This window comes from Streptomyces bobili (assembly GCF_002154575.1).
In the GTDB taxonomy this organism is placed as follows: domain Bacteria; phylum Actinomycetota; class Actinomycetes; order Streptomycetales; family Streptomycetaceae; genus Streptomyces; species Streptomyces bobili.
Genome location: NZ_MUBA01000039.1, coordinates 1 through 22,757 on the forward strand (window position 1 = coordinate 1; position 22,757 = coordinate 22,757).

Below are 22,757 nucleotides of genomic sequence, written 5' to 3' on the forward strand. Positions count from 1 at the left end.
GGCGGCCCGCAGCCCGTCGTAGGTCAGTTCCCGCTGGAGGTCGCGCTGGAGTTCGCCGGCGGCGGCGAGGGTCTGCACCATGAACTTCACGGTGGACAGCAACTCTCCGGTGCGCGGGTGGCGGGCGGTGAGGTCCGGCGCGGAGAACGCGCCGTCGTGGATGCGCAGGGCGAGACGGTCGCGGTGCAGGACGTCGAGCACGTCGAGGATGTGCCCGGTGCCGCGTACGAGGCGGAACATCTCGGAGATGTGCACGGTGTCGCCCGGCCGCGCGTACGTCAGCAGTTCGCCTTCGGTCGCTGGAGCGCCTGGAGGCGGCTGGAGGTGCCGGCCTCCTCCTCGAACGGGATGGGGTCCTCGATCCCGGCCTCGTCCAGGACGAGTTCTGACGGTCGGTCGACTGCTGGTCGGTCGAGACACGCTGGTAGACCAGGTTCGCCATCGGGGACCCCTCCGTGCGGAGGATCGGACCCTACCTGTCACCAAACCCTGTCATCAATCGCCAACGGATCTGATGGGATTCGAGCCGCCGTGAACCCCCGGATTGCACGGGTTCATTGGACGTCCGGGTCGTCTGTCGTCATGGGTTCGTTTGCCGACACTCAGGCAGTGGTTCCGGCGACCACGTCGACGGCGTGGCGCCGGTGTGCTGCGAAGAGGTCGAGGGCGCTGTTGGTGTCCCGGGCGCGCAGTGCGGTGACGAGTCCGTGGTGCTCGCGCGGGATGCGGTCGAGGTAGCCGGCGGTGCTGCGGCTGATCCGGGTCAGCAGGAACAGGTGGACCTGGCACCGTATGCCGTCCCAGGCGTCGGCGAGGCGCTGGTGCCCTGCGGCGGCGAACACCGCGTCATGGAAGGCGATGTCCAGGCGCACCATCTCGTGCGCATCGCCGGCCCGCTCCATCATGTCGGCCGTCTTCGCGATGGACGCGAGGTCCTCGTCCGAGGCGTGGGCGATCACCTGCCGTACGGCGAGGTCCTCCAGCGCGCCGCGCAGGCTGTCGAGCTCAGCCACGTCTTCGGCGGACAGCGTCGTCACCGTCGTGCCCCGGTGCCACGCACAGTGCACCAGGCCCTCGCGCTCCAGCAGCCGCAGCGCCTCGCGCACCGGGCCGCGGCTGACGTCCATCTCGCCGGACAGCTCCACCTCGCGCAGCTGCTCGCCCGGGGCGTAGGCCCCGTTGAAGATGGCCTCGCGGATGCGGTCCGCGACCTCGTCGGCCAGACCCCGGCGGCGGGCCGGGGCCACCTTGCCCTGAGCACCCATGTCCGAATTGCACCTCCTCAGTCAATGGCCTAATGTTAACATTCAATCGTTGTCGTGATGTCAACATTAGGACAAGTCGAGCAGGATCGCCCACGGGCCACTCCGCTCCCCGGCAGGAAGGCAGTGCCATGACCGTTCTCGACTCCCCGATCCCCCGCTTCCACCTGGCCGTTCCGGTCGATGACCTGGCTGCGGCGCGCCGCTTCTACGGCGACGTCCTGGGCCTGGAGCAGGGCCGCAGTGCGGACACGTGGGTGGACTGGAATCTGCACGGCCACCAGTTCGTCACGCACCTCGCACCGGGGCGCGCCCAGCGCACACACAACCCGGTCGACGGCCACGACGTCCCGGTGCCGCACTTCGGTCTGGTCCTGACGATCCCGGCCTTCCAGCAGCTTGCCGAGCGGCTGCGGGCGGCGGGCACCGAGTTCGTCATCGAGCCGTACGTGCGTTTCGCGGGCCAGAAGGGTGAGCAGCGGACGATGTTCTTCCTCGACCCGGCCGGCAACGCGCTGGAGTTCAAGGCGTTCGCCGACGACTCCCAGGTGTTCGCCGCCTGACCGGCGGCCGATACCACCCACCCCCACACGCGACAGACGGGACGAGCTCATGAAGGTGTTCCAGATCGGCGCCGCCGGAGAAGTCGGCCGCCGCCTCACCCCACTCCTCACCCAACGCGGTGACGTCGTGACCGGCATGCACCGCGGGCCCGCTCAGGGCGAGACCGTACAGGCGGGCGGCGGAACTCCCGTAATCGGTGATCTCATCGCCGACTCGGTCGACGACCTGGCCAAGAAGATGCGCGGCCATGACGCCGTGGTCTTCTCGGCCGGCGCACACGGCACCGGTCAGGACAAGACGACCCTCATCGACGGCCGCGGCCTTCAAAAGGCCGCCGACGCGGCCGTGCTGGCCGGGGTGGCGCGGTTCGTCCTCGTCTCGGTGTTCCCCGACGCGCTGCGCGACGGGACACGTAGTGAGGGCTTCGAGCACTACATCAAGGTCAAGAAGACCGCTGACGTCTATCTGACGCACACCGATCTGGACTGGCTGATCGTCCGTCCCGGAACCCTTCTGGACACCCCCGGCTCCGGCCGGGTCACCGCCGGTCCTGCCGTCGAGTACGGCGACGTGCACCGCGACGACGTCGCCGCGTTCCTCGACGCCGCCCTGCACGCTCCGGCCCTCAGCCGCGTGATCGTCGAGCTCACCTCCGGGGACACCCCCGTCGCGGACGCCGTCACCCGCCTCGCGGCCGCCTGAGCTCACACCAGCACCTCAACCACAGCACCATCAGCAAGGAGAAGCACCATGACCGCCATCGATTCCTACAGCCACGACGTCTCCGGTGAGAAGGAGTTCGGTTTCGCCCAGGCCATCAAGGTCGGCGACACGATCTACGTCTCCGGGCAGCTCTCGCACGACGAGCAGGGCAACTTCCTCTACCCGGGCGACTTCGACGCCCAGCTGAAGCAGTCCTACGCCAACTTCGAGAAGGTGCTTGCCCACTACGGCGCCACCCGCAACCAGGTCGTCTCCGAGACCCAGTTCATCGTGGACCTGCCGCGATACAACATGGCGATGGCCGCGGCGAACCTGGCCTACTTCGGTGACCACCGCCCCACCAGCTCCACCATCGGCGTCGCGTCGCTGTTCTTCCCGGGCCAGCTCATCGAGGTCAACTTCGTCCTCGACACCCGCCTGCCGGCCTGATCATGAAGGTCGTGATCGCCGGAGGGCACGGCAAGATCGCCCTTCTCCTGGAGCAGCTGCTGTCCCGGCGCGGCGATGCGGTCACCGGCCTCATCCGCAACCCGGCCCAGGCCGAGGCGTTGGAGGAGGCCGGGGCCCGGGCCCGGCTCGTGGATCTGGAGAAGGCCACCGGCGACGAGGTCGCCCGCCATCTGACGGGTGCCGACGCGGTGGTTTTCGCCGCCGGGGCGGGTCCCGGGAGTTCGGTGGGCCGTAAGGACAGCGTGGACCGCGGCGCGGCGATCCTGCTGGCGGACGCCGCCGAGAGCGCCGGTGTCGGACGCTATCTGCTGCTCTCCGCCATGGGCGCCGATCTGCGGGCCGTCGACGATGAGAGCCTCGCCCCGGTCTTCCGTACCTATCTGCGGGCCACGCTCGCGGCCGAGAACGCGATGCGGTCCCGGTCCGCGCTCCGGGCGACGATCGTCCGCCCCGGTCTGCTCAACGACACCCCCGGCACCGGCCGGGTCACGCTCGCCGAGCGGACCGGTCCGGGCCCCATCTCCCGGGCCGATGTCGCCGCCGTCCTGCTGGCACTGCTCGACGAACCGCGGCTGACCGGCCGGACCGTCGAGGTCATCGGCGGCGCCACCCCTATCGCGGATGCCGTGGCGGCCCACGCAGCCCACTGAACTGCCCGTTCCGCCTCTCCCCTCATCTCCCCATCGACGGCGTTGTCCCGGCCGGCGATGCCCCACCTGAAAGAGAAACACCGTGAGCACTCTGTTCACCCCCCTCAAGCTGCGCTCCCTCCAGATACCCAACCGGGTGTGGATGTCGCCGATGTGCATGTACTCCGCCGCCCCCACCGGCCTGGAGACCGGCGCGCCGACCGACTTCCACCTCACCCACCTGGCCTCACGCGCCGCCGGTGGCACGGGCCTGGTCATGGCCGAGGCCACCGGGGTCCGCCCCGACGGACGGATCAGCCCCTGGGACCTGGGCCTGTGGAACGACCGTCAGCAGGAGGCGTTCGCCAGGATCACCCAGGCCATCAAGGCGTACGGCGCCGTCCCGGCCATCCAGCTCGCCCACGCTGGCCGCAAGGCTTCCGTCGACAAGCCATGGCTGTCCGACCGGTACGTGCCCCAGAGCCAGGGCGGCTGGCAGACGGTGGCGCCCAGCGCGGTCGCGTACGACAGCCTGCCCGTCCCGCACGAACTGACCGTGGCCGAGATCCAGCAGCTCGTAGCCGACTTCACCGACTCCGCCAAGCGCGCCCTGGCCGCCGGCTTCCAGGTCGCCGAGGTGCACGGCGCCCACGGCTACCTCATCAACTCCTTCCTCTCCCCGGTCTCCAACCACCGCACCGACGCCTACGGCGGCAGCTTCGAGAACCGGATCCGCTTCGCCCTGGAGGTCGTCGACGCAGTGCGCGCCGTGTGGCCCGCCGAGCTGCCGGTCTTCTTCCGCACCTCGGCCACCGACTGGCTGACCGAGGACCGCGAGGACACCCGCGAGGGCTGGACCGGTGAGGACACCGTCCGCCTCGCCAAGGAACTGACCGCTCACGGCGTCGACCTGCTCGACGTCTCGACCGGCGGCATGGTCCGCGACGCGAAGATCGTCGCCGGGCCGAACTACCAGGTCCCCTTCGCCGCCCAGGCCCGCAACCAGGCCGGTATCCCCACCGCCGCCGTCGGCATCATCACCGAGCCGCAGCAGGCCGAGGACGTCATCGCCTCCGGCCAGGCCGACGCCGTCTTCCTCGGCCGCGAACTGCTCCGCAACCCGTACTGGGCACAGCACGCCGCCCTCGCACTCGATGCCGAGCCGACCTGGCCGGACCAGTACGCCTACGTCGTCCAGCGCCGCAAGTGCTGACCCTCAAGCCACCCTCCTGACCACCAACCGTCTGCCTCACCAGGCACGATGCGTTGCACCACCTGCCTAGGAGATTGCACGATGGCCGAGCGCCGCAGAGTTCTGTTCGTGACCGACCTCGCCTACCCAGCCCGGGGGCGGCGCTACGGCGACGAAGACATCTTCCTGACCTCCCGACTGCGCGACGCCTTCGACATCGCCCTGTGCCACCCCCTGGACGCCGCCGCGCTGATGGACGCCTTCGACGTGGTCGTGGTCCGCAACAGCGGGCCCGTGCTGCACTACCAGAAGGAGTACGACGCCTTCCGGCAGCAGGCCGTGGCCCGTGACATCCGGGTCTACAACCCGCTGTCCGGCCGGGGCGACATGGCCGGCAAGCAGTACCTGCTGGACCTGACCGCCGCCGGATACCCGGTCATCCCCACCATCGACCGGCCCGAGGACCTGCACCTACTGCCCGAGGCCGCCCAGTACGCGGTCAAGCCGAAAGCGGGCGCGGACTCCATCGGCCTGACTTTCCTGCCCCGAGAGCAGCTGAGCGACCTCGTCTACGGCGACATCCTGGTCCAGCCGCGCATCGACTTCCGCTACGAGGTGTCCCTCTACTACGTCGACGACACCTTCCAGTACGCCCTTCACGCCCCCGATCCCGAGCGGCGCTGGGTCCTCGAGCCCTACGAGCCCACCGACCCCGACCTGGCCTTCGCTCGGCCCTTCATCGACTGGAACACCCTCGACCACGGCATCCAGCGCGTGGACGCCTGCCGCACCCAGGAAGGCGAGCTGCTCCTCGTAGAGCTGGAGGACCTCAACCCGTATCTGTCCCTGGACCTGGTCTCCGACCGGACCCGTGACGCGTTCGTGGCGAGCATGGCGGCATCCCTCCACCGGTTCCTGGACGCTCAGCCCCGCGTCTGAGGTGACCTACGAGCCCTCAAGAGCGATCGCGGCCCTGGGCAGGCATGCCCCGACACAGGTTGACGACAGGCGGCAAGGCTGCCGGTGCTCAGGCAGCTCGGAGCACCGCAGCCCAGGTCGCCCCGCCGGACGAGCATGTTCGGCCAGGTGACGACCTCGCACCAGCTCTAGGACGCCTTGGGGAAGGTGAAGGTCAGGTGCCGGTAGATCCCGTCGTCCTTGAGGACGGTCATCGTCGCGCCCTTGCGGTCGGCGGCGAACCGCTCGTGAGCTGCTTGTGCATCTGCCGCCGGTAGGTGTCGTCGACCGGGTCGACGACAGCGAGCAGGTGCAGGGTCTTGGCGATCCGCCCGTACTCGGCGAACGCCTGCCCCAGCGGGGCGGGGTGGCCCTCGCGGCCGAACATCCGCAGCAGGTCGTAGGCGCGGACCTGGTTGGTGACCAGGGAGCCGGCCACCCGCAGCATGTCTGGCCAGTTCGTGATCACCTTCTTCACGTTCACCTTGTTCCGCGCGATCGCCTCCAGCGGCCCGTACCCGCCCGCCGGCTCCCGATGCCGATCACCTGGTCGTTGATCGCGTTCAGCCACGTGATGCCGGTCTTCTTCGCGAAGCACTTGGGCGAGGGCGCGGCGTTGATGGTGCGGACGGGGACGACGAAGCGCAGGCCGTCGACGGAGGCGAGCAGGCCCTTGCCCCAGAACTGCACGATCGGCACCTGGGCCTGGGCTTCGATCAGCGCCGCGTTCGCCGCGGCGATGGTGTCGGCGCGCAGGTACACGCCTCAACCCGTCGTCCAGCGATGGAGCTTCTCGGGGTTGCGTACGACCCAGATGTGCTTGATCCGGTCGTCCGCGACCTCGAACGCGTACACCGACACGATGACGCCGTCCTGCTGGGCCACCAGACCGGGCTGACCGTTGACCGTCCGTTCCAGGAGCGTCATGGTGTCGGGCTTGCGGTGGGCGATCTCTCGCCAGACGTGCGCGATCTGCTCGGCGCCTTCGATGGGGTGCGGGAAGGTGATGGCAAGGCCACCGCCGTCGGCGATCGCCGTGGCATCGGGGTCGAGCAGGCCGATCAGGGCGTCGATGTCCTTGGCCTCCCAGGCTTGCTTGAAGTCCCTGACGAGGGCGGCGCGTTGGGCTGCCGAAGTCGTGGGAAACCGCGCGGCCCGGATGCGGCGGCGGGCCGAGGAGGCCAACTGGCGGCATGCCGCCGGGGTACGGCCGACGATCTCGGCCACTTCGGTAAACGAGTGGCAGAAGACGTCGTGCAGGATGAAAGCGACGCGTTCGGCCGGGGTCATCGCTTCGAGCACGACCAGGAAGGCCAGATTGACCGACTCGTCCAGGGTGACCCGGTCGGCCGGATCGGCCGCCGCACCGTCCGCCCGCCCACTGATCCACTCCGAATTCTCGGGCAGTGGCTCTGGGATCCATTCGCCCACGTAGGTCTCTCGCCTGGCCCGTGCCGAGCCGAGCAGGTTGAGGCAGATGCGACCGGCGACTGTCGTCAGCCAGGCGCCGGGGTTCTCGATGGCGTCCTGCTGTTGCCGTGACATGGCGTACCAGCGGGTGTAGGTCTCCTGGACGGCGTCCTCGGCCTCGGCCAGGGAGCCCAGAAGCCGGTACGCGCGGTTGATCAGTTGGCGCCGCTCGCTCATGAGCGCGTCCAGGCCCGGATCGGGCCGGCCGTGTCCTGGCTCGGATCTGGTGTTCATGGTGCCGAAGGCTCCCTTCGTCGCATCTGGCCTTACCGGTTCGACAACACAGCGCCGCGGAATGTGAGGCGACGCACCAGCCTCACATTCCGCGGGCCTGTGTTGTCGAACCGCTGAGACGAACACATCACCCAGCGAGCACGTCGGCGCTCAACTCGTCGGCGTACCTGCCGGGTGCTCCAGGGCCGGCGGCGAGGTCGGCCCTCCGGCGCCCGCTTGACCGGCAACGCCCACCAGGGGCAGAAGCTGCTTGAGCAGATGAGGAGGTTTCCATCATGGTCACCAGAAGACTGGGATCCGTTGGCGCGCATGACAGGGAACGGACGAACAACAACACACGAGCGTCGCTCACAAAACTCTTCTTCATTTCGCTGGTCACCGCTTTGGTCGGCGTCTTTGCCGTAAATAGCGCAGACGCCGATACGCCGGAAAGGCGACAAGTCGAGGTCCTCGAACTCAAGGTTCAGAACGATCAGTACGCGTATACCGATCTCGACCCGAAAGGGCCGAGCCTGGGTGATACGCACGTCTACTCCGGCACCGCGATAAAGGACGGCCGCAGTGTCGGACGCGGGGGCGGGTCGTGCCAGGTCATCCACATCAAGGGCGACGAACTCACGACCCAGTGCCTGATCACGATGGAACTTGAGCGCGGCTCTCTGACGATGCAGTCGCTCTGGGGGAGCGGAACGAGCTCGCTCGACATGGCGATCACCGGCGGTACGGGGGACTTCCGTGAAGCGCGGGGCACCGTCCGCTACTGGGACATCGCAACGCCGGAAGAGAGGGTGCGGGCCGAAATTCTGCGCTGATAGGTGAAGCGTAATCCGCAGAGCGGAGCGTGTGAGAAGCCAAGGTTCCACCACGAAAGGGAAGTGAGGTCGCGATGCCTACGCAACGCGAGATGGACGAAGCCGAGATTCGCCGGCAAGTCGACATGATCGCCCAGGGACTCCAGGCCAAGGATCCCGGGGGCCTGAAGAATCTGTACGCAACGGACATCGTGTCCTTCGACATCGAGCCGCCGCTCCAGAGTGTGGGGATGGAGGCGAAACTCAAGAACTGGGCGCCCGTGTTCGCGTTCTTCGAGAGCGTGACCTACGACGTTCGCGAGCTGACCCTCACCGTGGGCGATGACGTGGCCTTCGGGCACGCCTTTGCTCGTCTCAGCGGCACGCTGAAGGACGGGACGGCGATGAGCGGTATGTGGGTCAGGGTCACGTACTGCTTCCGGAAGATCGACGGGACCTGGCTGATCACGCACGACCAGGTCTCGGTGCCGCTCGACATCGCGAGCGGCAAAGGAGCGGTCGACCTCGAGCCCTGACAGATCACGGGAGTTCGAGCAATACCAGGCAACTGTCCGCGACGACCGACGTCTTGGGCCCCAAGCGCCGACGGGCGCGCCGCTCGCGATGGATCACGGGCACCAACCCCGACCCACCATCCCCCTCGCGGCGCTGCCGCGGCCGCACAACCACAGAGGAAGCCATGAATGAAACCATGAACAGCGCTCCCGCGACCGAGATTCCGGGCTATCTGGCCGGCACGTGGAAGGCCGACCCGGCGCACTCCGAGATCGCCTTCTCAGTCCGCCTCCTCGGGATCAGCAAGACGCGGGGCCGTTTCACCACCCACGACGTCACGCTCGTCACGGACAAGAACCCACTGCGCTCGTCGGTCACCGCGACGATCGACCTCGCATCCATCGACACCGGCAACGAAAAGCGAGACAGCCACCTCCACGCCGCCGAATACCTCGACGTCGGCACGTACCCGGCGATGAGCTACCGCTCGACCGGCATCCGCCAGACAGTCGACGGTTGGGCCGTCGACGGTGAGCTGACCTTGCACGGCGTCACACGGCAGGTGCCGCTGACCCTCAAGGTGAACGCCTTCAGCTCGGACCAGCGGGATGGACAGCGGGCCGGCTTCTCCGCGACCGCAGAGATCGACCGGCGCGACTTCGGCATCAACGCCGGTGGCGTGGCACTCAGCAACAAGGTGTCGATCGGCCTCGAAATCCAGGCCGTTCTCCACAAGTGACCCGCCCAGGACGGGCGGCCACGCCCCCATCCACCGATCGTGCATTGTCCCGATTCCGCAGTTCGACCGAGCGGGATCGGGGCACCCCCCCCCGCCACCCTTCACACGTGGACACGTGGAATCACCATGCCCACCTGGACCAGGTCGCCGTCGCCCTCGACCAGCAGCAATGGCAGCACACGAACCCGGCCGGAGGCGAGTCCTGCACGCGCCGGAACGCCAACCCCTTCTCACAAACGACCCTTTGCGGGAGCAAGATCGGAAACGGTCGCCGGAAACGGCCCAGGGCCCCCGATCGGTTCTCAGAACTCGTTCTCACGCAAGTGGTGACGGACCATGTTCTGGGAATCGGCGGCGTCCTTGTCCCGCAAGGGGCGCAGACCGCGGGTGGGCAGGTCGGGGAGCTGGAACGAGTACCGGCCGAGCATGTTGATGTGGTGCCGCACGAACGGTGACAGCTGGGCGACGTCCTCGTCGCGGACGTCGAACCCGTCCGCCCGCAGCTGCGCCACCGCGGCGTCCATGTAGCGGGTGTTGAAGAGCACGACGGCGTTGAGGACCAGGCCGAGCGCGCCGATCTGGTCCTCCATGCCTTCCTGGTAGCGCTGGTAGAGCTGCCCTGAGCGGCCGTGGAAGATCTTCCGGGCGAGGGAGTGGCGGCCCTGCTGGAGGTTGGCCTGCGCCTTGATCTGGCGGCGGTAGCCGGGCTCGTCGGCCAGGCGCAGGATGTGCAGGGACTTGGCGATCCGCCCGTAGTGCGCGATCGCGTCCCCCAGCGGGGTCGGCCGCCCGTCCCGCGACAGCATCCGGATCACGTCGTACGCACGGAGGGCGCCGGTGTGGACGGAGCCGATGATCCGAAGGATGTCCTCGCACAGGCCCGGTAGGTGGCCAGCCGCAGCTACGTCTGGTCCACGTGGGACAACCTGCCGTATTTCAGCTCGTCGGTCCCGCCGATGACCGGTGTGTAGCCGACGTTGCAGCCGTGCGCGACCAGCAGCGCGGCGACCGTCACGTGCAGGTCCTTGAGCCTGGCCTCACCGCCGGTGATCGAGGTGAACGCCTGGTCGGCGCCGGTCCAGGAGAACACCTCTAGCAGGACCTCCGGCAGGTCGACGCGGGGCATCATCGCCTCCACCGCCTCCACCGCCTTCCGCAGGTCGATCAGGGAGACGGGTTCGGGCTCCGGCTGAAGGGCGGCGAAGTGCAGGCGGCCGTCGTCGCCGAACACGATCTGTGAGGTCGCCGGCACCCGCCCGGCGACCTCCCGGTACGTGCCGTCCAGCAGCGCGGCCCGCGCCGCCAGGTGCTCCCCGGCCTAGGCGGGCAGGTTCAGGGAGGCCAGCACGGTCGGGCGGACCTTCTCACGCGAGGGCGCGCGCGTCCGGGCGCCGGGATTTCCCTGAGGGCGGAACGTCGGAGCCCTCCCCTCGGCGGCCGGTCCTCCTAGGCTGGGAAGGTGAGCAACCAAGCGCCGAACCACGCCCGCGTGATCCCGCTGCGCCCCTCGGCGGGGCGCCCGGGGACCACCCGCCCCGCCGACCGGCAGCCCACCCCCAGAGAACCTCTCTGGCGCGACCTGGTGGGCGACGTCCTGCGTCGCGAACGCCAGGCCCAGGAGCGCACGTTGAAGGACGTCGCCGACACCGCCCGCATCTCCATGCCGTATCTGTCGGAGGTGGAGCGCGGCCGCAAGGAGGCCTCCTCGGAGGTCCTGGCGGCTGCCGCCCGCGCCCTCGGCCTGAGCCTCGGCGACCTGCTGGCGCGCGCCCAGGGCGAGCTGGTCAGGCTCACCAGCCGGACCTCGCGCACCACGCAGACCTCGCACGCCGGCAGCACGGCGACCACGTCCTCGTACAACGGGCTCTGCCTGGCCGCCTGACGGCACCAACGGGCCGGCGTCCTACACCCGCACGGGGCGCCGGCCCAGTACCTCGTCGACCAGGCCGTACGCCACCGCCTCCTGCGCGGTGAACACCTTGTCGCGGTCCATGTCCGCGCGCAGCGTCGCCACGTCGTGGTGAGTGTGCCGGCTCAGCACCTCCTCGACCTGGGCGCGGATGCGGACCATCTCCTTGGCCTGGAGCGCCAGGTCCGACACCGTGCCCTGCCGCCCGCCACTCGCCGGCTGCCCGAGCAGCACCCGCGCGTGCTCCAGCGCGAACCGCCGCCCGGGGTCCCCGCCCGCCAGCAGTACGGCCGCGGTGGACGCCGCCTGGCCGACACAGAACGTCGCGATGGGCGCCTGCACGAACGTCATCGTGTCGTAGATCGCCATCAGCGAAGTGAACGAGCCGCCGGGGGAGTTGATGTAGATCGCGATCTCGTTCTCCGGCCCCGACGACTCCAGATGCAGGAGTTGCGCGATGACGACGTTGGCCACGCCGTCGTCGATCTCGGTACCGAGGAAGATGATCCGTTCGGCCAGCAGCCGGCTGTAGACGTCGTAGGACCGCTCGCCCTGCGGGGTCCGCTCGACCACGTTCGGAATCGTGTACGTCCCCATGTCAGAGTCCCATCCGTCGCTTCGAGGCGGCCGGGCGGACGTCGGCCAGCGACTCCACGACCCGGTCGACGATGCCGTACTCCCTGGCCTCCTCGGCCGTGAACCAGCGGTCGCGGTCGCCGTCACGGGAGATGGTCTCCGGGCTCTGACCGGTGTGCTCGGCGGTGATCCGCTCGATGGTCCGCTTGGTGAACTCCAGGTTCTCCGCCTGGATCTCGATGTCCGCGGTGGTGCCGCCGATCCCCGCCGACGGCTGGTGCATCATGACGCGCGCGTTCGGCAGCGCGTACCGCTTGCCCGCCGTACCGACGCTCAGCAGGAACTGCCCCATGCTGGCCGCGAATCCCATCGCCAGCGTCGAGACGTCGTTGGGGACGAGCCGCATCGTGTCGTAGATGGCCAGGCCCGCGTGGACCGAGCCGCCGGGGCTGTTGATGTACAGGCTGATGTCGGTGCGCGGGTCCTCCGCCGACAGGATCAGCAACTGCGCGCAGACCCGGTTCGCGGACACCTCGTCGACCTGGGTACCGAGCAACACGATGCGCTGGTTCAGCAGTTGGGCCGCGAGCTGGTCGTCGAAGCGGCCGGGAGAGGTGTCGCCCTCCTCGGCCCGAGGGAGCAGGGCCGGCGCGGCACCGGCGAGGAATGGGGACATGGGCGCTCCTTGTCGAGGGGTGGTGCGGCAGCGCTCCTGCCGCGCCACCCACTCTCGGCGCGTGACCGCCCCCGTGGCGGATTTCCCTGCCCTGGGCAGATTCGCCGACAGCAGAGGCCGAAGCCGGGGGAGGCCCGCATCGGCAAGACGGCGAAGCCGGTCGAACGAGTACGCCTTCGAGCGATGAGTTTCGGGACGCGGACCGGTCCACACCCATGACCGCGCTCCACGTACTCCCGCGCTCCCGGAGGAACTCATGACCACCGACGGATTCACCACGTGTCTCTGGTTCGACGGCCAGGCGGAGGAAGCCGCCCACCACTACGTGTCCATCTTCAAGAACTCCAGCGTCGGCACCGTCGCCCGCTACACCGAGGCGGGACCGGGCCCCGCCGGCTCAGTGGTCACCGTGGAGTTCACGGCGAACGGTCAGAGGTTCATCGGCCTCAACGGCGGCCCGCAGTTCACGTTCAACGAGGCCATCTCCTTCCAGATCGACTGCGCCGACCAGGAAGAGGTCGACCACTACTGGAACAAGCTCGTCGAGGGCGGTGGCGAACACGGTCCCTGCGGCTGGCTCAAGGACAAGTACGGCGTGTCCTGGCAGGTCGTGCCCACCGAGCTGACCGAGATGGTCACCGACCCGGACCAGGAGAAGGCCGCCCGCGCCATGAAGGCCATGCTCTCCATGAGCAAGCTCGACATCGCCGCCCTGCGCAAGGCGTACGACGGGGAGTAGAGGCGCCGCTTTCCCGTCAGCCTCCGGTCTCCGCCAGGATCTCCCTGATCACATGCCGGGAGTTCTCCGCCAGCGATGGATTGGTCTCCCAGTAGTACGGCAGCTGGATCAGCGAGATCGACAGCGCCCAGCCCCGGCCGCGCGCCCACTCGGCGTCGTCCGCGCCCACCTTCTCCCGGAAGGTGGCGCGGGCCGACGCCGGCAGCAGGTTCCAGGCCACGATCAGGTCGACGGCCGGGTCCCCGATCCCCACACAGCCGAAGTCGATCACCGCGGCGAGCCGGCCGTCCGCGACCAGCACGTTTCCCGGCGACAGGTCGCCGTGGGCCCACGCGGGCGGCTCCGTACGGCCCGGCGCGCGCAGCGCCTCCTCCCACAGGGCGGTGACCGCGGCGACGTCGATCCGGCCCTCCAGTTGGGCCAGGGCCGAGCGGGTCGGCGCATCCCGTTCCGCCAGCGGCATACCCCGGTATCCGGGCGGCCCGCCCCGCGCGTCGACCTCGCGCAGCCCCGCGACGAACGCCCCCAGATCGGCGGCCAGCGCCTCGGGCCGCTCCAGGGCTCCCGCGACGGGATTACGGCCGTCCAGCCACCCGTAGACGGACCAGGGCCACGGAAACCCGTCGCCGGGGCCGCCCCGCGCCAGCGGCACCGGCGCGGCCACGGACAGCCGCGGCCCGAGCCGCTCCAGCCAGCGCACCTCGTACGCCACGCTCTCCACCGCCCCCGGATGCCGGGGCAGGCGCACCACCTTGTCGGCGCCCAGCCGGAACATCGCGTTCTCCGTCCCGGAGGACGTCAGCCGCTCCACGGGCAGCGACGCCCATCCCGGGAACTGCGCGGCCACCAGCCGCCGTACCAGCGCGGAGTCCACGTCGACCTCGTCGGGGTGCATCTTCAGGGCACACATGCCGCTCACTCCAGGTGATCGGAGCGACGGCTGTCCAACGAATTGCGGGGCCGCGAGCCCGGCCGCGACCGAGGGCGGCACATGGTGGTCGAACCCCACGTCGACGCTCGCCCTCCGGACGGTCAGGACCTGACGTGGGAAACCGGCTGCGAAAACTTTCGAGAAGCCGCGGCAAAAGGCCCCGCCGAGAAGCTGCCGCGGAACGCCCGCCCGGAAGCCGCGGTGAAAACGTCGGAAACCGGTACGGAAACTGCTGCGGAAGTAGTCCGTCGGCCGCCACACCGCTCGGACCGGGCGGCCGACGGCCTCTGCGCGATGCCTTGACGTGTACTTGCCGCAGTGGCTTCATGGGAGCGCTCCCACCCATCACCTCCCTCGTATCACCTCCCACCCGTCACCTCCCATCCGTCCTCCCTGCCTGAGTTTCTGGCGCTCACTCCTGGAGTCGCAGTGAGAAGAGCACGCAGCACGACACGAAAGAGGTTCCCGACCGCCTCCGCCGCCCTCTCCGGCCTCACCCGCCTGCCCGCCCTCGCCGCTCTGTTCGCGCTCACCGTGGTCCTGGGCCTCCTCGCCCCGGCCGGCGCGCAGGCCGCCGAGTCCCCCCGTGCCCTCGCCACCGGCCTGCACATCAGCGACGGCCGTCTGCTGGAGGGCAACGGGAACGACTTCGTCATGCGCGGCGTCAACCACGCCCACACCTGGTACCCCGGCGAGACGCAGTCCCTCGCCGACGTCAAGGCGCTGGGCGCCAACACCGTCCGCGTCGTCCTCTCTGACGGCCACCGGTGGACGAAGAACTCCCCCGAGGACGTGGCCGCCGTCATCGGCCAGTGCAAGGCCAACCGCCTCATCTGCGTCCTGGAGGTGCACGACACCACCGGCTACGGCGAGGAGGCCGCCGCCGGCACCCTCGACCACGCCGCCGACTACTGGATCGGCCTGAAGGACGTCCTCGCCGGCCAGGAGGACTACGTCATCGTCAACATCGGCAACGAGCCCTGGGGCAACACCGCCCCGGAGGGCTGGACCGACCCGACGGTCGCCGCCGTGAAGAAGCTCCGCAACGCCGGCTTCCAGCACACGATCATGGTCGACGCGCCCAACTGGGGCCAGGACTGGCAGGGCGTCATGCGCGCCAACGCCCGCACCGTGTACGACGCCGACCCCACCGGCAACCTGATCTTCTCCATCCACATGTACAGCGTCTTCGACACCGCGGCGGAGATCACCGACTACCTCAACGCCTTCGTCGGCGCCGGACTCCCGCTCCTCATCGGCGAGTTCGGCGGACCCGCCGACCAGTGGGGCGACCCCGACGAGGACACCATGATGGCCGCCGCCGAACAGCTCGACCTCGGCTACCTGGCCTGGTCCTGGAGCGGCAACACCGACCCGATCCTCGACCTCGCGATCGACTTCGACCCGACCCGCCTCAGCTCCTGGGGCCAGCGCATCTTCAACGGTGTCAACGGCATCGCCCAGACCGCCGAGGAAGCCACCGTGTTCGGCGGCGGCAACCCCGGCGACACCCAGGCGCCGACCGCCCCCGGCGCTCCGGTCGCCTCCGCCGTATCGGCCACCTCCGCGACCCTCACCTGGGGCGCGGCCACCGACAACGTTGGCGTAAGCGGTTACGACGTCGTACGGATCAGCGGCGGTACGGAGACGACCGTGGCCGCCTCCACGACGAACACCGCGACTTTGACGGGCCTCACCGCGGAAACGGCGTACACATTCGCGGTCTACGCCCGTGACGCGGCCGGCAACCGCTCGGCGCGCTCGGCCACGGTGAACGTCACCACGGACGAGGACGGCGGCACCCCGGGCGCCGCGTGCTCGGTCGGCTATCGCGTGGTGGGGCAGTGGCCCGGCGGTTTCCAGGGCGAGATCGCCCTCCGCAACACCGGCACCGCGCCGGTCAGCGGCTGGACCCTTGCCTTCGCCTTCGCGGACGGCCAGACCGTGTCGAACATGTGGGGCGGGACCCCCACCCAGACCGGCGGCACGGTCAGCGTGGCCGCGGCGTCCTACACCTCGGCCGTCCCGGTCGGCGGCACGGTGACCGTCGGCTTCATCGCCACCAAGGGCGCCACCAACACGGCACCGGCCGCGTTCACCCTCAACGGCACCACCTGCAGCACCGCTTGAGGCACTCGGCACCGGCCGGCGCGGGCATCGAGCCCTCGCCGGCCGACGCGCTTGTCCCGGCCCGGCCCCTGGCCTAGGCTCACAAGGAGGGGGTAAGCGCTTTCTGACCTGAAAGGTCCGCTGCTGGTGAGCCACTCCGACTCCGACTCCGACGGCGAGTCCGCGCTGCCGCACCCGCTGCCCGGCGCGGTCGGGCTGTCCCATCTGACCGCGTACGACTGGGAGGCCGCCGACGGCGTGTGCGGCGGCAGCCCTCACCTGCACCTCGTGTGCACCGAGGCGTACGTCGTCACCGGCGGCCGGGGAGCGGTGCAGACCCTGAGCCCCGACGGCTACCGGGACATCCCCCTGGAGCCCGGCTCGGTGGCGTGGTTCACGCCGGGCACCGTGCACCGGATGGTGCAGGGCGGCGGCTTGCGCGTCACGGTGCTGATGCAGAACAGCGGCCTGCCCGAGGCGGGGGACGCCGTCTTCACGTTCCCGCCCGAAGTGCTCGCCGATCCGGAGAGGTACGCGGCAGCGGCCGTACTCCCGCCCGGTACCGGCGCGGAGGTGGCGCGGGCCGCACGCAGCCGCCGGGACCTCGCGGTCGAGGGCTACCTCGGTCTGCGGAAAGCGCTCGTCGCCGGGGACACCGAGCCGTTTCTGGCCTTCCAGCGGGCCGCCGCCGCTCTGGTGCGGGAGCGGGTGCCGGTGTGGCGCGAGCTGTGGCGTGCGGGCGCACTGGCCACGGCCGTGCGCACCGGCGCCCAGTTGGACGCGCTGGCGGCGGGGCAGCCCTCGTATCTCGGCGAAGCGACCGCCTACGAGGCCGCTCCGACCCGGCTGGAGGGCTTCGGGATGTGCGGACGCAGGGACGAGTACACGCTGCCCGGTACCACGGTGGTGTGACCACCTACGGCTCCTCGCGCCCCGGCGCCGTCGGCCCGTCGTGGGCCGGCGGGCACCGGGGCGGCGGTGTGGGCCGGCCTCAGCGGGTGGCGGTCCAGCTGTGGGCGACGTCGATCACGAGGCGGCCGTCGAGCGGCAGCACGCGGAAGGGCAGCCTCGCACGCACCCCGAGGCCGAGCTGCGTGTCGCCCTCGAAGCTGCCGGCGTACCGCGTGTCGCGGAACGTGCGGTAGCCGGTGATGTTCACGCCGGGCAGTGGCTGGCCGGCCCGCGCGGGATAGGTCGGGGTGCCGGTTTCGGGGTCGTAGGCGGGCGCGGTCACCCGCACTTCGAGGATCGCTCCGCCGGCGACGGGGATGTAGCGGCCGGAACCGTCCTGGTAGAGCCGGGTGACGTACTGGACCGTGTACCCGAGCTGGGCGGCGGTCGCGCCGGGGACGTCGATGACGAGCCGGTCGTAGCAGGTGTGCTGCCCGGTCCGGGCGTTGCGCACCGACTCCATCGTGCCGGCGCTGTACGTCTTGGCGATGCTGCCCCAGCCGGTGGCGCAGACGGTGGCGGTGCGGGCGGCGGCGGCCGGGGCGGCCTGGGCCGGGATCGCGGCCACGCCGAGCGTGGCGGTCATGAGAGCGGCGGTGGCCCAAATGGTTCTGGTTCGCACCATGGTGTCCCCCTTGAGGTGCGTGTGACTGATATCAGGTAGGACATTCCGATCGGCTGAATGGTTGCACCGTTCGGGGGACCAGTCACCAGGGAGTTTCCTCGGCGAGGATGTCGGGCGGCGCGGCGGTCGGCCACCGGATCGCCGGCGTCCAGCCCGACCACCAGTGGCCCCTGCCGTCCGGACGCGTCCGCTCGGCAGGGGCCACTGGTGGGAACCCGACCCTTGGGGGAGGCGGGAACTACCGCTGCCGCGCGAGCCAGTCGGCGAACCTCGTCTCCGCGAGGTGCGCGTCGGCACCCGGCAGAAGGGTGGTCTCCTGCAACTGGGCGCCCGAGTAGAGGGCGTTCGGGTCCGTGACGACCGTGCGCGGGTCGTTGTCGGCGGCCAGCCGCGTGCGGATCAGCTCGTCGAGCTGGAAGGCGTCGGGGCCCGCCACCTCCACGATGCCGTTGAGCGGGGTACCCACGGCGGTACGGCCGACGGCCGCGGCCACGTCGTCGGAGTACACGGGCTGGATCTTCGCCGGCGACACACGCACGGTGTCGCCCTCGGTCGACATGTCCGCGAGCGCCCTGACGAACTCGAAGAACTGGGTGGCGTGGACGATGGAGTAGGGCACCCCGGAGGCCTTGATCAGCTCCTCCTGGGCCTGCTTGGCACGGAAGTAGCCACTTTCCTGGAGGCGGTCGGTGCCGACCACGGACAGTGCCACGTGGTGCGTCACACCGGCCTGGACCTCCGCCTTGAGGAGGTTGGTCGTGGAGGTGCGGAAGAACTCCATCACCGCCCGGTCCTCGAACGAGGGCGAGTTGGACACGTCGACCAGGACCGACGCGTCCTCCATGGCCTCGGCCAGGCCCGCACCCGTCAGCGTGTCCACGCCGGTACTGGGGGCGGCCGCGACGGCCTGATGACCGTGTTCGCCGAGCTTGCCGACCAGCTTGGAGCCGATGAGCCCGGTGCCACCGATCACTACGATCTTCATGACGTTTCCTCTCGGGGGGTGGTCGTGGTGCGGGCACGATGCCTTCCGCTGCGAGCGGCTCACCGGCACCGCGTTCTGCCCGCACTGGAAGAGACCGGACAGCTTCCCCGGCTGTGACACGGGATCCGGGGACCGGGGCCACGGACACCACGACGCTTCCGCGGGGAGCGGCATGGGGCCTCAGGCGTCCGGGGCGTCCAGGGCGGTCACGTAGGGCGCGAGCTTGTCCGGATTCATGATCCACATGATGCGTTCGATGCCTCGTGCCGACACGTCGACGCTCAGCAGAGCGACCGGCTGTCCCGCGGCCGAGACCAGGACGGCCGGCCTGCCGTTGGCCTCGACCCGGCGAACGTCCGCCGAGGGCCAGAAGCGGGGCGCGAACGCGGCGAGGTACCTGGAGACGTGCGTACGCCCGACGACCGGGATCCTGGACGCCCCGCGCATCCCTCCGCCGTCGGAGTAGCTGACCACGTCCGCGGTCAGCACCTCCTCGAGCGCCGACAGACTGCCGGTCTGCGCCGCGGTGAGGAAGACCTCCAGCAGCCGCCGGTGGGCCTCGGGACTGACCGGCGCCTTGCGCTCCGCCGCCAGATGCCTGCGGGCACGGCTCACCAGCTGGCGCGTGTTGGCCTCACTGGTCTCCAGCATGTCCGCGATCTGCCGGTAGGGGTAGTCGAAGGCTTCCCGCAGCACGTAGGCGGCCCGCTCCACCGGGTTCAGCTTCTCCAGGAGGAACAGCAACGCCAGGTCGAGCGCCTCGGCCCGCTCCGCACCGAGCTGCGGATCGTTGCTCGTGTCGACCGGCTCCGGGAGCCACGGCCCGACGTACGTCTCACGCCGTACCCGCGCCGACCGGGCCAGGTTGATCGCGAGCCGGGCGGTGACCGTGGCCAGGAACGCCGCCGGCTCCTGGACGTCGGCCCGGTCGGCCTTCTGCCACCGCAGCCACGCCTCCTGGACGATGTCCTCGGCCTCCACGGCACTGCCGAGCACGCGGTACGCGATACCGAAGAGCCGGGGCCTGGCGGCCATGAAGTCCCTCGTCGCCAGGGCGAGGGAGTCTGCGTCATCCCCGGCTTGCATACACGTCCTTCCCGAGCCGGCCACCATGCTAAGCCGCGGTGCGGGACAGCGCCCGCCTACAGGCTCAGTGCGTCCTCCACGTTGTTCACCCACGGGGTCACGGAGTTGATGTCGGGCGAGACGTACAGGTCGGGGGTCGACGCGGTGAGAGGGGTCTGTTCGAGGTCGGACTCGGTGTTCATGGTCATCGCGATCGAACCGACCGTCCTGCCCCTGCCGTCGTCGGCGCCGCCCATGAGGCCGGCGTACGCCGATTCACCCGGCTCCAGCCGGAGCGCGTCCTCGATGCCGGGGGCCGTGCCCCGTTCCGTGGCCGCGCCGTCCAGGTCGCCGAAGGTGACGACCGGGTGGCCGAGCGCACGGCAGGCCTTCGTGCCCTTGTTGGTGACCTTCAACAGATAGCTGCTGGTGGTCGGTTCGGCGAGGCTCGCGGTGAACGTGACGTCGAAGGTGCTGCACGGGAAGACGTCGTGGTCGGCCGAGGAGCCGCCGCCGGAGGACGTCGACGGTGCTGAGGGCTTCGACGGCTTTGACGGCTTCGACGGTGGCTCGGACGACGCCGTGGAGGGGACGGCGGGCGTTGCCGTGACGGTCCCGCCCGCCGCGTCGTCCTCGGCGGGCCCGCAGGCGGTCAGTGCCAGCGCGGCGGACAGGGTGGTGAGGACGAGTGCGGCTCTGCGTACGGTGCTCATGGCGTGGTTCCCCCGACGTGAAGCGTGATGTTCCGGACTGCTGCTCCAGAGTCCCGCTGATTCTTCACAGCTTGGTGACAGGATCTCGCCGGAACCAACACCGTTGACGGCGGCGGGGGAGCCGACTCGTCCACCGGACGTTGGCCGGTGAGCCGTACTCCGCCCCGTCAGCCGCCGACGCGGTCGGCGATGGCCAGCGCACACTCCAGCGACTCGGTGCGACTCGTGTCGACCTCCAGGTCGTAGATCACCCCGTGGTGCACCGCGTCCGCCTGCGACGCGGCCATGCCCCGCACGCGGTCCCCTCGTGCGATCTCGCGGCCGGCGGCGACCACGCCGTCACATCTGACGCCGACCCACAGCACCGGCACGTCACCCAGAGCCTTCTGCCACCGCTGCTGGGACGCCGCCCCGCCGAGGAAGACGTCGTCGACGACGATGCGGGCGCCGGCCCGTGCCATCGCCACGATCCCCTCGGTCCAGGCCTCCTCCAGTGCCCGGAAGTCCGCTCCGACGCTCACCCGGCCGTCCGCCGCGACCTCGAGGCCCGCGTCGGACGCCTGAAGCCTCGCGGGCAGCGCGTCGACGAACGAATCGACCCCGAAGGCCAGCCAGGGATCCGGCAGTACGGCCTGGAGGCACCGCACGATCCCGGTCTTCCCCGAGCTGGAACCGCCGTTGAGAATGATCATCCGCGTCGTCGTCACCGCGCCACAGTAGGGGTGCGTCCGCCGGACATGAAACGAATTTCGGGCGGCCCCGTGCCCCTCGCGCGGCAGACCGGCCCGAGGGCCCGCAGATTGACGGATTGACGGCCGGGAGCCATGGGCAGAGGGTTCAGCAGCACGTGACATGAGCACGTCCACCTTCCCCCACAGGAGGTCGATCATGCACTCACGCACCTACGTCCCCGCCCTCGCCGCCACCCTCACGGCAGCCGTCAGCCTGTTCGGCGGCCCCGCCTACGCGCAGGCGGACGCTCCCGTCGATCAGCCCCTCGCGGCCCGTGTCGTGACGTACGACGCCGGGGCCTCCGCGGAGTTCAGGGGCGCCGTCGACCGGGGCGCGGCGATCTGGAACGAGAGCGTGGACAACGTCGAACTGCGCCCGGTCGCCGCCGGGCAGCGCGCCGACATCCGCGTCCTGGCGGACGACGGCTGGCCCCGGGCCCTGACCACCTCGCTCGGCAGGGGCACCGTCTACATGGGACGGCAGGCCGTGAACGAGGGATACGACACCGTGCGCATAGCGGCGCACGAACTCGGCCACATCCTCGGCCTGCCGGACCGTAAGCCCGGCCCCTGCAGCAGTCTGATGTCGGGTTCCAGTGCGGGCGTCCCGTGCACGAACCCGTACCCGAACGCGGCCGAGAAAGCCGAGGTCGAGGGCGACTTCGGTGCCGCGCTCGCCCGCCCGTCCGCGACGGCGCCGCGCCAGGTGATGACCGTGGACTGACCCGCCCCGCCCCGTGGTGGCGGCCGAAGCTCTGGAGTTGCTCAAGACGCGCTTGGCCCACCGATGTTCCGGGGCATTGCCCTCGTACGAGTTCCAGCAGGACGACTACGGGGGCTGAACGCAGTGGAATATGTCGTGATCGTGGGGATCGTGCTCGTCGTGATCCTTCTCGTGGGGTCACGTGGTGGCCGGGGCGCAGGCAGGTCGCGGGGTCGCTCCCGAGGCGGCGACGGGGGTGGCCACGGCGGCGGAGGCGGTTGGTCGTGCGGCGGCGGGTCGTCCTGTGGCGGTGGATCGTCCTGCGGAGGCGGTGGCGGAGGCGACTGACCGCTACGGGCCGTATTGCCCCGAACGCCCCACGTCACTTGCCCTCCATTGGCTGACAAGAGGTCACGATGGAGAAGTTTTTGAGCGACAACTGCGGATTGCGGGGCCATTCGTGGGGTAGAACGGGTCTGGGACACAGTCCATGATCATGGACTGGACCCACACCCAT

Annotated in this window: 25 protein-coding genes and 2 pseudogenes; 14 read left to right on the forward strand and 13 right to left on the reverse strand. The window is 69.9% G+C overall.

All coding sequences use genetic code 11. From position 1 onward, the window contains the following. The coding region (locus BZL64_RS03645; protein WP_483025091.1) for a recombinase family protein at positions 1 to 255 on the reverse strand (255 nt) is incomplete at its 3' end. Between the two features lie 347 nt (positions 256 to 602). Continuing rightward, a complete protein-coding gene (locus BZL64_RS03650) occupies positions 603 to 1,265 on the reverse strand; it encodes a GntR family transcriptional regulator (protein WP_086766079.1) in 663 nt (220 codons plus the stop codon). A 128-nt stretch (positions 1,266 to 1,393) separates the two neighbouring features. Between BZL64_RS03650 and BZL64_RS03655 the strand changes: the two genes are divergently transcribed. The 6 genes from BZL64_RS03655 to BZL64_RS03680 all read left to right on the forward strand — a co-directional run bounded on the left by BZL64_RS03655 (position 1,394) and on the right by BZL64_RS03680 (position 5,759). Beyond that, a complete protein-coding gene (locus BZL64_RS03655; protein WP_086766081.1) occupies positions 1,394 to 1,825 on the forward strand; it encodes a VOC family protein in 432 nt (143 codons plus the stop codon). A gap of 49 nt (positions 1,826 to 1,874) precedes the next feature. Then, positions 1,875 to 2,528 carry an NAD(P)H-binding protein gene (locus BZL64_RS03660; RefSeq protein WP_086766083.1) on the forward strand — a complete coding sequence of 218 codons (654 nt, stop codon included), beginning with the start codon at positions 1,875 to 1,877 and terminating at the stop codon, positions 2,526 to 2,528. Between the two features lie 48 nt (positions 2,529 to 2,576). Further along, positions 2,577 to 2,978 (forward strand): RidA family protein, encoded by a 402-nt coding sequence (locus tag BZL64_RS03665; RefSeq protein ID WP_086766085.1) that lies wholly within the window; start codon positions 2,577 to 2,579, stop codon positions 2,976 to 2,978. Positions 2,979 to 2,980: 2 nt separating this feature from the next. Beyond that, on the forward strand, positions 2,981 to 3,649 hold the full coding sequence (locus BZL64_RS03670) for an SDR family oxidoreductase (protein WP_086766087.1): 669 nt from the start codon (positions 2,981 to 2,983) through the stop codon (positions 3,647 to 3,649). An 82-nt stretch (positions 3,650 to 3,731) separates the two neighbouring features. Then, a complete protein-coding gene (locus BZL64_RS03675) occupies positions 3,732 to 4,841 on the forward strand; it encodes an NADH:flavin oxidoreductase/NADH oxidase (protein WP_086766089.1) in 1,110 nt (369 codons plus the stop codon). Positions 4,842 to 4,922: 81 nt separating this feature from the next. Next, positions 4,923 to 5,759: an ATP-grasp domain-containing protein gene (locus tag BZL64_RS03680; RefSeq protein ID WP_086766091.1), complete on the forward strand. Its 837-nt coding sequence runs from the start codon at positions 4,923 to 4,925 to the stop codon at positions 5,757 to 5,759. Positions 5,760 to 6,024: 265 nt separating this feature from the next. Here BZL64_RS03680 and BZL64_RS03685 read toward each other — a convergent pair. Both BZL64_RS03685 and sigJ read right to left on the reverse strand, forming a co-directional pair. Next, positions 6,025 to 6,536, reverse strand: a pseudogene (locus BZL64_RS03685) (Tn3 family transposase); the annotation flags it as partial. A gap of 6 nt (positions 6,537 to 6,542) precedes the next feature. Beyond that, the gene (gene sigJ / locus BZL64_RS03690; RefSeq protein ID WP_086766093.1) at positions 6,543 to 7,481 is read right to left on the reverse strand and encodes an RNA polymerase sigma factor SigJ; all 939 of its coding nucleotides are present in this window, start codon (positions 7,479 to 7,481) and stop codon (positions 6,543 to 6,545) included. Positions 7,482 to 7,756: 275 nt separating this feature from the next. Between sigJ and BZL64_RS03695 the strand changes: the two genes are divergently transcribed. The 3 genes from BZL64_RS03695 to BZL64_RS03705 all read left to right on the forward strand — a co-directional run bounded on the left by BZL64_RS03695 (position 7,757) and on the right by BZL64_RS03705 (position 9,527). Then, positions 7,757 to 8,293: an allene oxide cyclase barrel-like domain-containing protein gene (locus tag BZL64_RS03695; RefSeq protein ID WP_086766095.1), complete on the forward strand. Its 537-nt coding sequence runs from the start codon at positions 7,757 to 7,759 to the stop codon at positions 8,291 to 8,293. Between the two features lie 92 nt (positions 8,294 to 8,385). Further along, positions 8,386 to 8,808 carry a YybH family protein gene (locus BZL64_RS03700; RefSeq protein WP_244205163.1) on the forward strand — a complete coding sequence of 141 codons (423 nt, stop codon included), beginning with the start codon at positions 8,386 to 8,388 and terminating at the stop codon, positions 8,806 to 8,808. Between the two features lie 53 nt (positions 8,809 to 8,861). Next, entirely contained in the window at positions 8,862 to 9,527 is a 666-nt protein-coding gene (locus BZL64_RS03705; RefSeq protein ID WP_208639352.1) for a YceI family protein, read from the forward strand. Positions 9,528 to 9,829: 302 nt separating this feature from the next. Here BZL64_RS03705 and BZL64_RS42110 read toward each other — a convergent pair. Then, positions 9,830 to 10,893 (reverse strand): annotated as a pseudogene (locus BZL64_RS42110) (Tn3 family transposase); the annotation flags it as partial. Positions 10,894 to 10,986: 93 nt separating this feature from the next. Between BZL64_RS42110 and BZL64_RS03715 the strand changes: the two are divergent. Then, the gene (locus BZL64_RS03715) at positions 10,987 to 11,409 is read left to right on the forward strand and encodes a helix-turn-helix domain-containing protein (RefSeq protein WP_086766101.1); all 423 of its coding nucleotides are present in this window, start codon (positions 10,987 to 10,989) and stop codon (positions 11,407 to 11,409) included. 21 nt (positions 11,410 to 11,430) lie between these two features. Here BZL64_RS03715 and BZL64_RS03720 read toward each other — a convergent pair whose 3' ends face one another. Both BZL64_RS03720 and BZL64_RS03725 read right to left on the reverse strand, forming a co-directional pair. Next, a complete protein-coding gene (locus tag BZL64_RS03720; protein WP_086766103.1) occupies positions 11,431 to 12,033 on the reverse strand; it encodes a ClpP family protease in 603 nt (200 codons plus the stop codon). A 1-nt stretch (position 12,034) separates the two neighbouring features. Further along, complete coding sequence (locus tag BZL64_RS03725; protein ID WP_086766105.1) at positions 12,035 to 12,688, reverse strand: ATP-dependent Clp protease proteolytic subunit; 654 nt, start codon at positions 12,686 to 12,688, stop codon at positions 12,035 to 12,037. Between the two features lie 256 nt (positions 12,689 to 12,944). On the opposite strand from BZL64_RS03725, the gene BZL64_RS03730 reads away from it, so the two are divergent. After that, positions 12,945 to 13,427 (forward strand): VOC family protein, encoded by a 483-nt coding sequence (locus BZL64_RS03730; RefSeq protein ID WP_086766107.1) that lies wholly within the window; start codon positions 12,945 to 12,947, stop codon positions 13,425 to 13,427. Between the two features lie 16 nt (positions 13,428 to 13,443). Here BZL64_RS03730 and BZL64_RS03735 read toward each other — a convergent pair whose 3' ends face one another. Continuing rightward, positions 13,444 to 14,337 (reverse strand): aminoglycoside phosphotransferase family protein, encoded by an 894-nt coding sequence (locus BZL64_RS03735; RefSeq protein WP_086766109.1) that lies wholly within the window; start codon positions 14,335 to 14,337, stop codon positions 13,444 to 13,446. A gap of 450 nt (positions 14,338 to 14,787) precedes the next feature. Here BZL64_RS03735 and BZL64_RS03740 point away from each other — a divergent pair, with 450 nt between their 5' ends. Then, positions 14,788 to 16,488 carry a cellulase family glycosylhydrolase gene (locus BZL64_RS03740; protein ID WP_208639353.1) on the forward strand — a complete coding sequence of 567 codons (1,701 nt, stop codon included), beginning with the start codon at positions 14,788 to 14,790 and terminating at the stop codon, positions 16,486 to 16,488. Between the two features lie 126 nt (positions 16,489 to 16,614). After that, positions 16,615 to 17,379, forward strand: a complete 765-nt coding sequence (locus BZL64_RS03745) for a cupin domain-containing protein (RefSeq protein ID WP_244205166.1) — start codon at positions 16,615 to 16,617, stop codon at positions 17,377 to 17,379. A 79-nt stretch (positions 17,380 to 17,458) separates the two neighbouring features. Here the strand turns inward: BZL64_RS03745 and BZL64_RS03750 are convergent, their stop codons facing one another. The 5 genes from BZL64_RS03750 to cpt all read right to left on the reverse strand — a co-directional run bounded on the left by BZL64_RS03750 (position 17,459) and on the right by cpt (position 21,498). Beyond that, entirely contained in the window at positions 17,459 to 18,043 is a 585-nt protein-coding gene (locus BZL64_RS03750; RefSeq protein ID WP_208639354.1) for an AMIN-like domain-containing (lipo)protein, read from the reverse strand. 238 nt (positions 18,044 to 18,281) lie between these two features. Continuing rightward, positions 18,282 to 19,028 (reverse strand): SDR family oxidoreductase, encoded by a 747-nt coding sequence (locus BZL64_RS03755; RefSeq protein WP_086766113.1) that lies wholly within the window; start codon positions 19,026 to 19,028, stop codon positions 18,282 to 18,284. A 180-nt stretch (positions 19,029 to 19,208) separates the two neighbouring features. Continuing rightward, positions 19,209 to 20,114 carry an RNA polymerase sigma-70 factor gene (locus tag BZL64_RS03760; RefSeq protein ID WP_086766115.1) on the reverse strand — a complete coding sequence of 302 codons (906 nt, stop codon included), beginning with the start codon at positions 20,112 to 20,114 and terminating at the stop codon, positions 19,209 to 19,211. Positions 20,115 to 20,170: 56 nt separating this feature from the next. Beyond that, positions 20,171 to 20,806 carry a DUF4232 domain-containing protein gene (locus BZL64_RS03765; RefSeq protein ID WP_086766117.1) on the reverse strand — a complete coding sequence of 212 codons (636 nt, stop codon included), beginning with the start codon at positions 20,804 to 20,806 and terminating at the stop codon, positions 20,171 to 20,173. A gap of 167 nt (positions 20,807 to 20,973) precedes the next feature. After that, positions 20,974 to 21,498 (reverse strand): chloramphenicol phosphotransferase CPT, encoded by a 525-nt coding sequence (gene cpt / locus BZL64_RS03770; RefSeq protein WP_086766119.1) that lies wholly within the window; start codon positions 21,496 to 21,498, stop codon positions 20,974 to 20,976. A 196-nt stretch (positions 21,499 to 21,694) separates the two neighbouring features. On the opposite strand from cpt, the gene BZL64_RS03775 reads away from it, so the two are divergent. After that, the gene (locus BZL64_RS03775; RefSeq protein ID WP_086766121.1) at positions 21,695 to 22,261 is read left to right on the forward strand and encodes a snapalysin family zinc-dependent metalloprotease; all 567 of its coding nucleotides are present in this window, start codon (positions 21,695 to 21,697) and stop codon (positions 22,259 to 22,261) included. The last annotated feature ends 496 nt before the right edge of the window (positions 22,262 to 22,757 follow it).

Coding starts and splice junctions, on each gene's coding strand:
- BZL64_RS03725 (WP_086766105.1), bottom strand. CDS start 12,688: ATGTCCCCATTCCTCGCCGGTGCCGCGCCGGCCCTGCTCCCTCGGGCC.
- BZL64_RS03695 (WP_086766095.1), top strand. CDS start 7,757: ATGGTCACCAGAAGACTGGGATCCGTTGGCGCGCATGACAGGGAACGG.
- sigJ (WP_086766093.1), bottom strand. CDS start 7,481: ATGAACACCAGATCCGAGCCAGGACACGGCCGGCCCGATCCGGGCCTG.
- BZL64_RS03650 (WP_086766079.1), bottom strand. CDS start 1,265: ATGGGTGCTCAGGGCAAGGTGGCCCCGGCCCGCCGCCGGGGTCTGGCC.
- BZL64_RS03670 (WP_086766087.1), top strand. CDS start 2,981: ATGAAGGTCGTGATCGCCGGAGGGCACGGCAAGATCGCCCTTCTCCTG.
- cpt (WP_086766119.1), bottom strand. CDS start 21,498: ATGATCATTCTCAACGGCGGTTCCAGCTCGGGGAAGACCGGGATCGTG.
- BZL64_RS03755 (WP_086766113.1), bottom strand. CDS start 19,028: ATGAAGATCGTAGTGATCGGTGGCACCGGGCTCATCGGCTCCAAGCTG.
- BZL64_RS03760 (WP_086766115.1), bottom strand. CDS start 20,114: ATGCAAGCCGGGGATGACGCAGACTCCCTCGCCCTGGCGACGAGGGAC.
- BZL64_RS03735 (WP_086766109.1), bottom strand. CDS start 14,337: ATGTGTGCCCTGAAGATGCACCCCGACGAGGTCGACGTGGACTCCGCG.
- BZL64_RS03700 (WP_244205163.1), top strand. CDS start 8,386: ATGGACGAAGCCGAGATTCGCCGGCAAGTCGACATGATCGCCCAGGGA.
- BZL64_RS03750 (WP_208639354.1), bottom strand. CDS start 18,043: ATGGTGCGAACCAGAACCATTTGGGCCACCGCCGCTCTCATGACCGCC.
- BZL64_RS03765 (WP_086766117.1), bottom strand. CDS start 20,806: ATGAGCACCGTACGCAGAGCCGCACTCGTCCTCACCACCCTGTCCGCC.
- BZL64_RS03720 (WP_086766103.1), bottom strand. CDS start 12,033: ATGGGGACGTACACGATTCCGAACGTGGTCGAGCGGACCCCGCAGGGC.
- BZL64_RS03680 (WP_086766091.1), top strand. CDS start 4,923: ATGGCCGAGCGCCGCAGAGTTCTGTTCGTGACCGACCTCGCCTACCCA.
- BZL64_RS03665 (WP_086766085.1), top strand. CDS start 2,577: ATGACCGCCATCGATTCCTACAGCCACGACGTCTCCGGTGAGAAGGAG.
- BZL64_RS03775 (WP_086766121.1), top strand. CDS start 21,695: ATGCACTCACGCACCTACGTCCCCGCCCTCGCCGCCACCCTCACGGCA.
- BZL64_RS03655 (WP_086766081.1), top strand. CDS start 1,394: ATGACCGTTCTCGACTCCCCGATCCCCCGCTTCCACCTGGCCGTTCCG.
- BZL64_RS03730 (WP_086766107.1), top strand. CDS start 12,945: ATGACCACCGACGGATTCACCACGTGTCTCTGGTTCGACGGCCAGGCG.
- BZL64_RS03660 (WP_086766083.1), top strand. CDS start 1,875: ATGAAGGTGTTCCAGATCGGCGCCGCCGGAGAAGTCGGCCGCCGCCTC.